The organism is Candidatus Mycoplasma haematominutum 'Birmingham 1', assembly GCF_000319365.1.
Classification (GTDB): Bacteria; Bacillota_I; Bacilli_A; order Mycoplasmatales; family Mycoplasmoidaceae; genus Eperythrozoon_A; species Eperythrozoon_A haematominutum.
This window is the reverse complement of sequence record NC_021007.1, coordinates 380,265-393,936: the sequence shown is the minus strand read 5'-3', so window position 1 is coordinate 393,936 and position 13,672 is coordinate 380,265. Positions and strand designations below refer to the sequence as shown.

The window sequence follows — 13,672 nt, the reverse complement described above, 5'->3', positions numbered from 1 at the left end:
CTTAATTTGTCTAGCGACAAAATGATTGAAGCTAGAGAGTTGAGAGCAGGTCAAACTATAGTCTGAAACGGTGCGCCTCATCTAGTCCTAGATCACTCCTTCAATAAGACTGCCATGAGAGGAGGAATAGTCAAGTGTAAACTCAAGAATTTATATACTAAATCAATCTTTGTAGAGGAATTATCCAACTGAAGATTGGAAAAGGCTCAATTAAATAAGCAGGAAGTAGTATTTACATACAGAGAGGGAGAGTTTCTTAAGTTCTGTGATACTCAAACATATGAGGAGTACTCACTCCCTCTCTCAGAATATTCCTGAGCCTCTCCCTATTTAGTAGAGGGAATGACTCTTCAGTTAGTGTGATTTGAAGATCATCTTATTAATTTTGTACTTCCCGAAAAGGTCAAACTCTCTATAGTTTCTCTATCTCCTGTAAATGATGAAGTTCAAAAGGCTAGTTTCAATACAGGTCATGAGTGTTTAGTACCTATGTTTTTAAAGCAGGGAGATGAGGTATATATCTCTACTCAGGATGGAAAGTACAGCTCAAAGTAAAAGTTATCTCTCTCTAGGGATACTCCTCTCTCCGATATTTCTCCCCTTTTTGGGGTGCTTCTCTATATATTCTTGGAGGCATAGAAGAGGTTATAAAGGCCCTGAAGAGTATACAGCTAGATATTCTTTCTTTAAGAGAGTGTACTGAATAATCTCTCAGTATAGTAGACAGGAGAATCACCTCAGAATGGGAGACTATTTAACTCCAAAGCATAATCTAATAGTGTTTTATAGTCCTACACTTAAACTTGAATTACTCTCAATTAGTTTTTTACTCTCTGCAGCATATAAATCTAACTTTCAGAAGGGGAGAAGCTTTAAGTTTTGCATTCTCACCAATTCTAGACCTAGGTGATTATTTCTACTCTCTTCCCTAGAGATACTCTATAAGATTCCCTCCACTAGGTACTTAAAGGAATCCATTTATCCTTTAGTATGTTTTACAGACTCTATAGATAAACTTCGAAAGTTCACCTTAGAGTCTTATAAAACAGTTATCTTCTTTAGGGTGGAGAGTAGTTACACTTGATGAAAAGGTACGAAGAGAGAATTTCAGGCTATAGGGAGTTTAAATACCAGGGAAAGATTAGGGAATAGTGCTCAAATTGAGTTGAAATTAGATAAGATAGTAGAATTACTTAGTTAGTGCAGTGAGGCTTCTAAAATTAGTTAGAGATTCCCTGTATATTGGGGGAAAGGGTAGGTAGCGAAGTGGTTAAACGCATCTGACTGTAGATCAGATACCTTTTTAGGTTACGGGGGTTCGAATCCCTCCTTGCCCACCAGTTGTTGGGCTGTAGCCAAGCGGCAAGGCAATGGACTTTGACTCCATGATGCGATGGTTCGAATCCCTCCAGCCCAGCCAATGATTCACTAGCTCAGCGGAAGAGCATTTGGCTTTTAACCAAAGGGTCCTGGGTTCGAATCCCAGGTGAATCACCACTTAAGAACTTACGAATTTAACATTTTTTTACTGCTTTTAAACTTATCTAAGAGACTCACTAGCTCAGCGGCCAGAGCATTTGGCTCTTAACCAAAGGGTCCTGGGTTCGAATCCCAGGTGGGTCACCACTTTTAAAATTAAGCTATAATTTATTCTTTTATCTAGAATGTATTTTTTAAAAAGTTAATTTAGAATCTTTATAGGTATTGCTGGGGTGGCGAAATTGGTAGACGCCCGGGATTTAAGTCCCCGTGCAAGGAATTGCGTGTGAGTTCGAGTCTCTCTCCCAGCACCAGAGATTGTTTTTTTATTAACATAACCTTAGACAGCGAGATGACTGTGTGCAGCCATAGTTTAGTGATAAAATATTTGCCTTCCAAGCAAAGGATGAGGGTTTGATTCCCTCTGGCTGCTCCACTGTAGGAATGAGAGCTATATTTAATTGAGATACATTTAGGGGATATCTCCAAGAGGAGATATCTGATTTTGAATACAACTTCTTAAAGAGAGTATTTTCCCAGGCTGCATTAAGTTTTGGGGGATTTGGTGCTGCAGTATGTGCAATTTCAGCAATTAGTGGAGTAGGACCGTTTAAAAGTGTGATGGAAAATAGTGGATTTAAAGGAGCTTGCCTAATAGCTGCATTGATTTCAGGAGCTGCATTGATGTTGTATTATCTACCGAGATATCACAGTAATCCTATGGATGTAACTCCTAAATTTGTGAGGAGAGCTTATATTACATTAATGGTCACATACGGTACTATATTTATTGCTTTATTTAAGGGATTAGAGTTAATTGGAGTAACTTCAGGAGATTCAGGTTTTGCTAATGTAGGACTGGGCGGCGCTTTATTTGGTGCTACATTATTGGTGTATGCAATTCCAGCTGCAATAGGAGTTTTGATGCAACGTCACAGTACTGCTTTGAAATTATCTAGATTTGTGAAGAACTGCTATCTTGCATATCTAGGGTTGTTCCTTGTAGGGCTAGTTGTTACATTAGCTACATTTACATTAGGCGGAAGTGGAAGTTCTTCACTAAGTGGTCTTTGAGAAGCTAAGAAGATGTTAATGATGCTGCTGTACGGGGCTATTGTATTTGTTTCCCCTATACTCTCTATATACAGAATGAAGATGGTTACGAGATATGTAGATGAAAAAGATCCAGTTGCTATTAAGAAGTGAGAGCTCTTCTTTGTGTTTGAAATATTAGTTCAATTGATGCAAATGGCTATCTATATAGTGAGAATGGCATTCAGTTGTGTTACCTGTACAGCTAGACGTTAGAGGGTTAAGTTTTCCCTCAGTAATTTGATCGTATAAAGGACTGTAGCTCAATACCCAATTCTTAAAGCTGCTCTATTTCTAGCCTGACTTGGTTCGCACTGAAGCATTAGCTACAGCAGATGAAATTTTAAGAAACAAATTAACGGTTAGCTTGTAAGAGGAGAGGAACTCTCCTTCCCATATGGGAAGGAGAGTCCTTCAGGGGGAGTAGTACTATCTACTCAATTGGTTAGTTAGAGGTGCTTCTAATTTCTAAAACAGTTGTAAATCATGTACGCAATAATTTATTCTCTACCTCTGTTATTACTTTCTTTGCAGGTTGTTCAGCTTTTATTCAAATTTCGTCCGATAATATTCGGGAGATCGTAGATGCCTCAGTTAAACCGTATACCAAAATGCCTCGTCAAGATATGTTTATAAAAACAGGAAAGAAAGATATTTATTCAGGAGGATCCAGTTTTACAGTACCGGTAAAGGTGGAGGTCGAAGACTCTGACGCAAAAGAGTCAGAGTCTTCGACCATTACAACAACATCTACTCAAACTCCTAAGAAGACAAAGTTGAGATATGCTACTCCAATGGGATTCTTTGTCTCTTTTGATAATCAGCTAGGGAAGGACCGACTTAAAAAAGTCGGTCAAGAAGCAGCTGATTATGGAAAAGATTACTGTATTCCTAAAAAAGGGATTAAGTCTATATATACCAATTATTGATTTCGTCCCAAGGTCCGATTTAAAGGACCTTGGGACGCTGAAACGGAAGGTAAGGAAAAGATCATTCCTAAAGATAATGATACGTATCGGTCCGAATGTTCTGATTATACGGAAATTCGTAAAATGTTAGATCAGAATTTTATTGCGGGGTTTATGTATGATTACATAAATCAATGGCATAAAGATGAAACCCAAAAAACCAAAGGACTAGTGACTTTCATGGGAGCGGACGATGCTAAATTCATCGTCCGCTCCCATGAAAGTCACTCTCAATCAGATGGAGTTAGAGTATCTCGTTCGAGTGAGACGAATGAGATTCTAACTGCGAAAGACCGGTCCGGAAGTTGGAGTACTAAAGGGTTTACTAAATATTCATGAATTGAGCCGATATGGTGGTCGATAAGACGGGAGGTTGCCGGGGAAAAGTGGGAAAAGTGCGGGAGACATGAAACGAATGGGGCAGTGAGACGGTGCCTGCTAAGGGACTTCATCAAAGTGGGGCAGCTGGTTGGAATAAATACCCGTGGAGATGGATTTAGCGAGCTGACGGGGAGAAAATATGAAGAATACACCGGACGAGAATACATCAATAAATATCGGGAACGCAAAAAAGCCCGACTAAAAGTCGAGCTTGAGGAATGGCTTCTGAATTCAAGGCACCTTGATATCCGTAAACTGTTGCAAGATTACAGGGACAGTTTAGGACAATCAAACACCCAAATTTCCCAAGTGTCCCAGGTTTCGAGTTCTACTGTACAGACAAACAACAATGACCTTTGAGAGCCTATTACAAATGCACCGTGAATCAAAGAGATACTGAAACGTAAAGTACAACAAGATGTAGATGGAGAGAAAGTTAAAGAGCTTTATAAAAAGTACAGACAACTACAGGAAAATCAACTACTAAGGAGAAAGGTAGATCCGAATGAACGCAAGAAGTTGAAATTTAATATTCACAATTCCGTTCAGGTATCAAATACTACAACTCCTTCTTCTCAAGGACAGGGAAGTTCTAGTGCAGGACACTCTTTCAAAGTTATCTCTATAGAATCTGAACAAGATAGGGGAAATGTAAATCCCCTAGTAATACTAAGGGGAAATCCCCTATTTGAAGCTAGAGAAGATCAGGAACAAATGTTGAATGATTTTATAAATGCATATGACCTTCCTTTCTATGCACCCTGAATGGTACCGATGCTCCGTATGATTTCTAGAGCTAAATTCCCTATTCAGGAAGCTGACGCCTCAGCCTCCTCAGCAACACCAGCAGCAGGATCGACTCCTGCTGCTGCAGAAGAAAAGAAAGATGAGAAAAAAGAAGAACAAAAGCAATCTATTGTTAGGGAAACTCTACAGTGATGAGTAGACTACCTACAGTATCCCTGAAGAGATAGATGGAATATCCCAGCAATAAAAGCTAAACAATTTGATCCTGAAATGTATGACAAACTCCAACTTTGATTGAATGACATTCATGACAGAAACTGAAATAGAGTAGGGTCAAGAATCATATTTAGCTTTGAAGCAGACAATAGGTTCTACCCTCTAAGTAAACAGTTATCTACAAGCATATACATACCTATAGGAGATGTAAAACTAGTAGGTTATATAGAACAACCGACTTCATTCTTTACAGTTATTTCTCCGGAGTATGCAAAAATCCACAATCTAGAACCTATTTCAGACCAAAAATATAAGGAGTTCAGAAAGTTAGTAAATAATCTCTGACTCTCTCAGGAAGACTGAGAAAAAGCATATGATGACTTTACAAAGAATGACTCTAATAAAAAACACTATGTAGAAATTGGAAATAGAAAGATGATCATTGTAGGTATAGGTCAAACACCTGACCTAGTATTTCCTATGCAATCTTGATTAACTGTACAACCTGATAAATATAGAGAAGCACTAGTCTATGTAGATAAATACGGATTCAACGATCTAAAAGATAGAGGGACAGTTAAATTTCAGGAACAATACATCACTATTAGAGTACCGGAAGAGGTTAAGGAAAAGGGAAGAGATGCAGAACTTGCATATATGAATGGGTTGAAAACCTACTTAGACGGTAAGTTAGGAGAAGATAAAAACTATTATCTCCTAACTAAACTAGGTGAAGAAGAGGGAAGTGATCAGATATATAGTGTTAGAAGCTCTTATGTTCCTACTTTCCAATCTAGAATAGGTGCTGTATCCTATGTACTTACCTCAGCAGTGTATGCAGTAGTACTTCTACTACTTCTAATACTTATAAAGAAATATGCTCAGAGCAATATGTATCTCTTTGGTAACTTTATCGCTAATGGTGTTGTTAAAGCTGATATACTGATAAACATTTGTTTGTTTGCATTTATTCCCCTAGTAGCTGCAACTACTATAGGCTATCTATTATCTCTAGGACTTCAATCTACTTTCTACTCAATTATTTCTTCCTATTGGTACTTAGGAGTGAAGTTTAGCACACTAGGAGCTACAAATGCTCTCTACTTCATCTTTAAGGTACTCGCATTTGTAGTCCCTATGGCTTACTTCTGTTCGCTTTGAACACTCAAAGACAATGTGAGCGTACTCCTAAAGACTACCCTCTCTATGAAGGTGAACTATCTAACTATTTTGTTCTACAAGATTATGTACAAAATCACTACAATGTGAAAATTCCGTTCAGTACTTATCTTTAATACCTTAAATCAATCAGGGATACTCTCTATGTGTTCAGTTGTAGGATTTATATTCCTGAACTTCTTTTTGCACAACCACGGTAAGTTTGCAAAAGTAGGAAGAGCTGAACAGATAAGTAAAGAGCATGAATATGAATTTGACCTAGAAAGTCCTACGAAAGAATCAGGAGAATATAACTTAGCTACATATGCTGATTTAGGTAGAACTTTTGATGATAGTACTTCTCAAGCAGCAACTAATGGAGGAGGGACTAACGGAGGTTCTTCTACAGCTCAGCTACCGAAGGGAATATTTGCAGTCAATAAGGGAACTATTACAGATAGATACTATCAGTCATTTGAACGTGAAAATAAGATACTTGACTCAGTACTTGGTCAATATACTGGAAACTTCGAAGGTTGATGAGGAGATGGAAAAGCAGGTAAATGTGCTCAACAAACCGGAAAACCTGAAGGAGTTGATGAAAAGAGTTCAGGCTCAAAAGTTTGAGCCTGTTTAGGTTCAATAGGAGTACTTGAGAAAGATAACTCATCCTGATCTGTATATAAACCTAGTCAGACCAGACGGAAAAAGAGAGAGACTTCGGAAGAAGCGAAAACATATGAGCACTATCACACTAAAGAACCAATATTCAAATTCTGATCAGAGCATCCTAAATTTAAGGATCAGTCAAGCTCTAGTGGAGGAGGTTCAGGAGGATCTACCCCCTCTACTCTAGGTAAGAGTTACTCTGTGGCTTCAAAGAATTACTTTTTGCCTTCTCTTTCTACACTATTGAAGATGCACGATAATTACTGAATAATCTCCTCTAGAGACTATGACATTATAGGTAATGCACTAGACTTCTTTAAGACTAAGACTATTCTCAGAATACTACTAGATCTGAATATTGAATATAAGTCTGATGTAGGAAGATTTAGCTACAATGTCTGAGATTTAACTTCTAAAAACCTAGAGAGAGCTCAACCTATACTTCAGAAGATGGATGAACAAAATTACGATCAGTTCATCCAAGATATTGTTAGGAGCAAATACGGTCCGTTCTTTGTAGCTCGATTTATGACAGAACATGATGCTGCAAAAGGGAAGCAAAAGGAGGAGCTAAAGAAATTACTTGAGCGACAGGGAGGAGCTTATCAGGGAAAGAAAACCTTTATGCTTGAGGGTGAAAAAATTGGAAGGGAAGAGCAAGAAACAAATAAGAGAAATGGTTCGAGCGATGGTAAGACTGCAGAACCATCAACAAAGTTGAAGTCTAACGGTAATGGAGATGGTAAAAACGGAGATGACAAATTTAAGGATGGACTATACTACCTCGATGGGTCTAAGGTAATGATGGTAAATAGTTCATCAGAGAATGAGAAGGAGCTGATTTTGGTGTACCATCCTGAGTTCCTGTACTTAATGCTTACTGTACTAGCTGATTTTGCATCCCAAAAAGGGAAATATACACTTCCAATGAAGTACACCTTTGGAAATATAGTACATACTGAAGAAGAACAGTCAGATACAACCTCTCAGACAAGTGATGATTCTCAACCTCCAAAGCACTACTACTCAACTATTGCAGGACCTCAGCAAGCAAGTTCACGTAGAAGACGTTCAACTGATCAAACTGTATCCTTTGATCCTTCGAAAACTCCTAAGGGAGACCAAACATATACCTGGACAGCTGGTCCACTACAACGGGGTTCTTCTAGCCTGGCCAATGAAATAAAAATAATAGGACTAAAGGAGGATGCAAGAGGAGCTTTCTACAAACTATATAAAGATGGAAAACTTATAAATAGTCAACTATATAAAACTGAAAATATTCAACAGGTATCAGAGCAAAGTAGTAAGGAGTATCCAATAATTATCAATAAATATGCAGCCAAATATTATGGATTAAAAATAGGAGATACTATACAGTACACTCCTAATAATCACCTAACAAGATTTACATGCAAATTACTAAATGGAAATAGTTCTACTTCAAATGGTGAAACTCAGAATGGTGCTTCAGTATGTCAGAAGAACGGCGCTGGATATAAGAATACCCAGATAAAGGCTCATACTCTAAAGGTTGTAGATATATTTGACTCTTACTATAAGGATGCATTCTTTATGGCTCAAAAGGATGTAAATGAAATAATAGGACTAAATCCAGATACAGGCTTTAATGGTATTTTCACTCCTAAGAGAGAAGGGAAAATACCAGCTCAGATCAGTACAGCACTCTCTTCCTACTCAGTGTCAGGTATATATACTAACGTACAACAGAATATGGGTAACTATGCTTTCAGAAAATTAATGAAGTCTATACCTCCCTTCAAAACTGCTAAGGAAAAGAGTCATACTGATACTAAAGCAAAGAGAAACTATCACGTTTACTCAGAGGAGATAGGTAAAGGTGCTATAAACTATAGCACTTATACCAGCTCCAGCTCCAGCTCCAGCTCCAGCTCCAGCGGCTCTCCAACTGCTGCAGAGGATGAAAAAGCAGAGGATGAAGCTCAGAAGTTTATCTCTAATCAATTCTTGAATGCATTCCGGGAATATGTAGATCCTATGGCTTCCGTGTTGAAAACTATAGCTAACCACAGTATTGCGGGAGATGTAGTATTTAAAAATCTAGGAGATCTAACTAATAATGTGTCTTATCTCTTTATATTTATTGTTTTCCCTATACTATTAGTAAGTCTTATTACTATAGTTCACCTACTGGTAAAAGATCTAGAAACAGTATTTGTAACTATGAAGTTACTAGGATTTGGAAATAAAGAGAATAGTGCTCCTCTAATTGTCTATCTATTTACTCTTCTATTTGTATCTACATTTATAGGTTCTCTAGTAGTACCTTATGTGTTAGATAAATATGTAAATACTCTATTTACTAGTCAATCTATACTATTGCCTCTCTCTCTAGATGGAGGATTGATGACTGCAGTATTCTCTGTCTTTGCAGTCATCTATCTCTTCTCTATGTTTAGATCTTTTGTGAAAGTTAAGGGAATTAATCTACCTATGTCAGTCAAGCTTCTGGTAGGTTAGACTATTTAATTAATTAGAGAGACTTAGAAGGGAGAGAAATTCCTCTCCCTTTGGAGTTATTTAGGGTTTAACTAGAGGCTTTTAGAGTGTAAAGACTGTTTTTGTGTCCCTTGGATTGTAGTTAGGAGATTAAAAAGGCTTTATATATATGAGAAAAAGTACTGTAGAATCGGATTCGGTACTTTTAGATAGTGAATAAAAAAAAGGGGACCGGGAGGCCCCCCCCCTTCTTTTTCTGCTTAAGTTTTAAGAATCGTTAGATTGTAAAAAAGTTAACTTGATGTTTCAGAACCCTACCTATATCGAGCTAAAACCTTATTTATATATAGGAAAAAAATTCATCGGAATTAGTAGGTATTGAATTAATTTATTCTAGGATTACTTATATGAGATCGATTTTTTCCTCCCCAAAAATAGATCAGAATTTGGATAAACATTATTACGGTGCTTGAAGAGTATTGGCTGAAGGGTGAGGTGATGACCTTTACCTAGTTGATGGTGATGATAAGTTTCACAAAATCGAGGCTAAGGGTCATACGACTGATGTGAAAAGTTTATGAGCAGGTCGGAGATTGACGGAAGGTGACAACTACTGGTTTGGTCCGAGACTATTCCCTTTCGACGACAAGTCGTCGTCGAAAGGGAATAGTCTGGACACCTTTAAAGCAACCTTAGCTCTGGTTAAACAACAGTCGCGGGAGGAGCTGATACAACTTAGTGCGCATCTCCAGAACATGGGTGATGATTCCATGTGCGAAATTCTTGATGTGGTTTGAAGCTGCCAGGAGTTTAAAAAGAAATTAGTAGAGGAGAACCGTTCACTTAGCGAGGCTTTAACTTGGCAGTTAGCGCGGGGATATGATGCTCTGGAAGGAGTTGAGCCCTCTCAAACGTTAACTGAAATACTTCCCAAATTGACTCCTTTACTGTCGGAAACTGTAAAGATAAAAAAGTTAAGTGTGTTTCAAAAACCTGTAGCCAGTTATGGACAACGATGATTGACTGATGCTTTGACGGCGGGAGACGCGTCTCAGAGACGCGTAGACAATCCTGTGGTTTATCTCCTGGATCGTCTTAAAAATGGGGAGTTAGGATATAAGTGTGAGCAAGCACACAAACTCAAAAGGGAACTGGAAAGCTACATGGGTGAATGTAGAGAGAGTCGAGGGCTAGGTGGCTCGGGGAAGATCACTCATGTAATGAAGAGTACCTATAATGGAAGTTCGGCGGGAGGGGAGTATCGAAATCCTTCCAACGATTCAGAAGGTAAGTATTCTTGAGCAAATCAACCAAAGATCAAAAGAAAAATTTTAAATGAGCTTACGAGGGATTTTAAGAACTCAATCTATTCAAATGGTTACATTGATGAAGATTGTAACTCTTTGAAAAACTATATTGTCTTCGTCCCCTTTGATGGACCTGCGTCGAAGTTCTGTCATGAACTGAACAAGCTTTTCTTTGGAAATGTAGTTAGTGAGAAACTTTTAATTCCCTCTTCCCGACCACTTTAATCTTTTTGAAATTTCAAGATGATAAATAGTTACTCAATAGTAGATATACAGTTTAGGAGCAAATGGAGACTCTTCAACCTAAGTTATAAAGACATTTAAGTGATTAGTCGGAGAAATGATTGCAGGATAAATATATTTGTACATAAAAAAAGAACCAGACCTTTTATTCGTATTATTCTTGATATTCAGAATTTTTTTGTCTAACTCAACTTATAAATTGCTCATAAACTCTCACCCTTAATAAGACTCTCTTAAGGTAAAGTAATTTTCTCTCTCCCCCACACGGGGGAAAAAAACGATTAAGTTAAAACTACAAATTAATTGATCTTTACACTCTTAGAACCTTTAATCTCCATTGGCATGACACTTTGCCCAGAAAGCTTTTCCCTTAATTCAACGCGGAAAACTAAACATGTTAAAACGGTACGTTCGTAAATATCCGCGGGCATTGCTTATCTCGTAGCGACAATATCGTTTCTCACTAACTATATCTCCAAAGAAAAGTTTGTTTAGTTCATGGCAGAACATCGACTCAGGTCCACTAACTTTAAAGATGAACAAACCGCTCTTCAAAGAGTTACAATCTTCATCAATGTAACCATTTGAATAGATTGAGTTCTCAAAATCTTTTTTAAGCTCATTTAAAACTTCTCCTTTGATTTCTGGTTGACTTCATCAAGCATGCTTATCTCCTGAATCGCCTGAAGGATTTCGATACTTCCCTCCCGCCGAACCTTGATCATAGGTACTTTTCATTACATGAGTGATCCTCCCCGAGCCATCTAGCCCTCGACTCTCTCTACACTCACCCATGTAGTTCTCCAGTTCCCTTTTGAGTTTGTGTGCTCGCTCACATTTATAGCCTAACTCTCCATTCTTAAGACGATCCAGAAGATAAACCACAGGATTGTCTACGCGTCTCTGAGACGCGTCTCCCGCCGTCAAAGCATCAGTCAATCATCGTTGTCCATAACTGGCTACAGGTTTTTGAAACATACTTAACCTTTTTATCTTTACAGTTTCCGACAGTAAAGGAGTCAATTTGGGAAGTATTTCAGTTAACGTTTGAGAGGGTTCAACTCCTTTCAGAGCATCATACCCCCGCGCTAACTGCCAAGTTAAAGCCTTGCTAAGTGAACTGTTCTCCTCCACTAACTTATCTTTAAACCCCTGGCAGCTTCAAACCACATCAAGAATTTCGCACATGGAATCATCTTCCATGTTCTGGAGATGCCCACTAAGTTGTATCAGCTCCTCCCGCGACTGTTGTTTAACCAGAGCTAAGGTTGCTTTAAAGGTGTCCAGACTATTCCCTTTCGACGACGACTTGTCGTCGAAAGGGAATAGTCTCGGACCAAACCAGTAGTTGTCACCTTCCGTCAATCTCCGACCTGCTCATAAACTTTTCACATCAGTCGTATGACCCTTAGCCTCGATTTTGTGAAACTTATCATCACCATCAACTAGGTAAAGGTCATCACCTCACCCTTCAGCCAATACTCTTCAAGCACCGTAATAATGTTTATCCAAATTCTGATCTATTTTTGGGGAGGAAGAGGTTTGAGTTGTCTCAGGTCGCCCTGTCACCTGTCGGGTGCTGGCGACCTGAGACAACTCAGAGAACTCTCGCTTATACCTGATGATCGACTCGTCCTGATTAGTGAGCTCGTCTAAATAGCCCTCAGGACCAACGAAAATCCCTGTAATAGTAGACGAAAGGCCTCCCACCGCAGTGCCCAAAAGGGGGAGGCCTTTGCTAAGTAACAAAATGAGTTAGCTTATCTTTCTTGATTAGAAGAATGAAAGAACATGCTCCGATAAACGTTTTTATTCTCACCCATCTCTGGAATCCCCTTCGCTAACTTATTCCATCAGCCAAATGTTATAATTTAATTAAGGAGGTTTTTCTGTATTTATGCTATGATCTATTTATTACATGTCCCCTTTACCTAGCCCAATCCATCAAATACAACTTAGTTAACGAATAAAAAAAGAGGGGCATGCCCCTCTTTTTTTGGAATCCTTTCGACGACAAGTCGTCGTCGAAAGGGAATAGTCTGGATACCTTTAAAGCAACCTTAGCTCTGGTTAAGCAACAGTCGCGGGGCGAGCTGACACAACTTAGTGCGCATCTCCAGAACATGGATGATAATTCCATGTGCGAAATTCTTGATGTGGTTTGAAGCTGCCAGGAGTTTAAAAAGAAATTAGTAGAGGAGAACCGTTCACTTAGCAAGGCTTTAACTTGGCAGTTAGCGCGGGGATATGATGCTCTGAAAAGAGTTGAGCCCTCTCAAACGTTAACTGAAATACTTCCCAAATTGACTCCTTTACTGTCGGAAACTGTAAAGATAAAAAAGTTAAGTGTGTTTCAAAAACCTGTAGCCAGTTATGGACAACGATGATTGACTGATGCTTTGACGGCGGGAGACGCGTCTCAGAGACGCGTAGACAATCCTGTGGTTTATCTCCTGGATCGTCTTAAAAATGGGGAGTTAGGATATAAGTGTGAGCAAGCACACAAACTCAAAAGGGAACTGGAAAGCTACATGGGTGAATGTAGAGAGAGTCGAGGGCTAGGTGGCTCGGGGAAGATCACTCATGTAATGAAGAGTACCTATGATGAAGGTTCGGCGGGAGGGAAGTATCGAAATCCTTCAGGCGATTCAGGAGATAAGCATGCTTGAGGAAGTCAACCAGAAATCAAGGGAGAAGTTTTAAGTGGGCTTAAGAAAGATTTTAAGAACTCAATCTATTCAAGTGGTTACATTGATGAAGATTGTAACTCTTTGAAGACCGGTTTATTAATCTGGAGAGTTGTTGGACCTGCGTCGATGTTCTGCCATGAACTAAACAAACTTTTCTTTGGAGATATAGTTAGTGAGAAACTTTACACCCCGACTTTTTGGTCATCTTAATTTTTCCATTGAAATATAGATGAGTATTCAT

At 38.7% G+C, this 13,672-nt stretch carries 7 protein-coding genes, 6 tRNA genes and 1 other RNA gene; 12 read left to right on the top strand and 2 right to left on the bottom strand.

Annotation, left to right across the window (positions count from 1 at the left end):
* Positions 1-6 precede the first annotated feature (6 nt).
* The 9 genes from MHM_RS02100 (at position 7) to MHM_RS02060 (ending at position 2,787) form a co-directional block, all read left to right on the top strand.
* Positions 7-555 carry a translation elongation factor P gene (locus tag MHM_RS02100; protein ID WP_015511788.1) on the top strand — a complete coding sequence of 183 codons (549 nt, stop codon included), beginning with the start codon at positions 7-9 and terminating at the stop codon, positions 553-555.
* Complete coding sequence (locus MHM_RS02095) at positions 509-1,201, top strand: hypothetical protein (RefSeq protein ID WP_015511787.1); 693 nt, start codon at positions 509-511, stop codon at positions 1,199-1,201. The genes MHM_RS02100 and MHM_RS02095 overlap by 47 nt, the downstream gene beginning before the upstream one ends.
* A 51-nt stretch (positions 1,202-1,252) precedes the next feature.
* Positions 1,253-1,340: transfer RNA gene (locus MHM_RS02090), tRNA-Tyr, on the top strand.
* Positions 1,341-1,345: 5 nt separating this feature from the next.
* Positions 1,346-1,420 (top strand) — tRNA-Gln (locus MHM_RS02085).
* A 2-nt stretch (positions 1,421-1,422) separates the two neighbouring features.
* A tRNA-Lys gene (locus MHM_RS02080) sits at positions 1,423-1,497 on the top strand.
* Between the two features lie 53 nt (positions 1,498-1,550).
* Positions 1,551-1,626 (top strand) — tRNA-Lys (locus MHM_RS02075).
* 80 nt (positions 1,627-1,706) lie between these two features.
* Positions 1,707-1,793 (top strand) — tRNA-Leu (locus MHM_RS02070).
* Positions 1,794-1,841: 48 nt separating this feature from the next.
* Positions 1,842-1,915 (top strand) — tRNA-Gly (locus MHM_RS02065).
* The gene (locus MHM_RS02060) at positions 1,894-2,787 is read left to right on the top strand and encodes a hypothetical protein (RefSeq protein ID WP_015511786.1); all 894 of its coding nucleotides are present in this window, start codon (positions 1,894-1,896) and stop codon (positions 2,785-2,787) included. The genes MHM_RS02065 and MHM_RS02060 overlap by 22 nt, the downstream gene beginning before the upstream one ends.
* A gap of 34 nt (positions 2,788-2,821) precedes the next feature.
* On the opposite strand, the gene ffs is transcribed toward MHM_RS02060, so the two are convergent.
* Positions 2,822-2,906, bottom strand: an RNA gene (ffs, locus tag MHM_RS02870) — signal recognition particle sRNA small type.
* A gap of 120 nt (positions 2,907-3,026) precedes the next feature.
* Here ffs and MHM_RS02055 point away from each other — a divergent pair.
* Complete coding sequence (locus tag MHM_RS02055) at positions 3,027-9,212, top strand: ABC transporter permease (protein ID WP_015511785.1); 6,186 nt, start codon at positions 3,027-3,029, stop codon at positions 9,210-9,212.
* 386 nt (positions 9,213-9,598) lie between these two features.
* Positions 9,599-10,723, top strand: a complete 1,125-nt coding sequence (locus MHM_RS02050; protein WP_015511784.1) for a hypothetical protein — start codon at positions 9,599-9,601, stop codon at positions 10,721-10,723.
* Positions 10,724-11,068: 345 nt separating this feature from the next.
* Here MHM_RS02050 and MHM_RS02045 read toward each other — a convergent pair whose 3' ends face one another.
* Positions 11,069-12,451 carry a hypothetical protein gene (locus tag MHM_RS02045; RefSeq protein ID WP_187286222.1) on the bottom strand — a complete coding sequence of 461 codons (1,383 nt, stop codon included), beginning with the start codon at positions 12,449-12,451 and terminating at the stop codon, positions 11,069-11,071.
* Positions 12,452-12,723: 272 nt separating this feature from the next.
* On the opposite strand from MHM_RS02045, the gene MHM_RS02040 reads away from it, so the two are divergent.
* Positions 12,724-13,641, top strand: coding sequence for a hypothetical protein (locus MHM_RS02040; protein ID WP_015511782.1), 918 nt, complete (start codon positions 12,724-12,726; stop codon positions 13,639-13,641).
* The last annotated feature ends 31 nt before the right edge of the window (positions 13,642-13,672 follow it).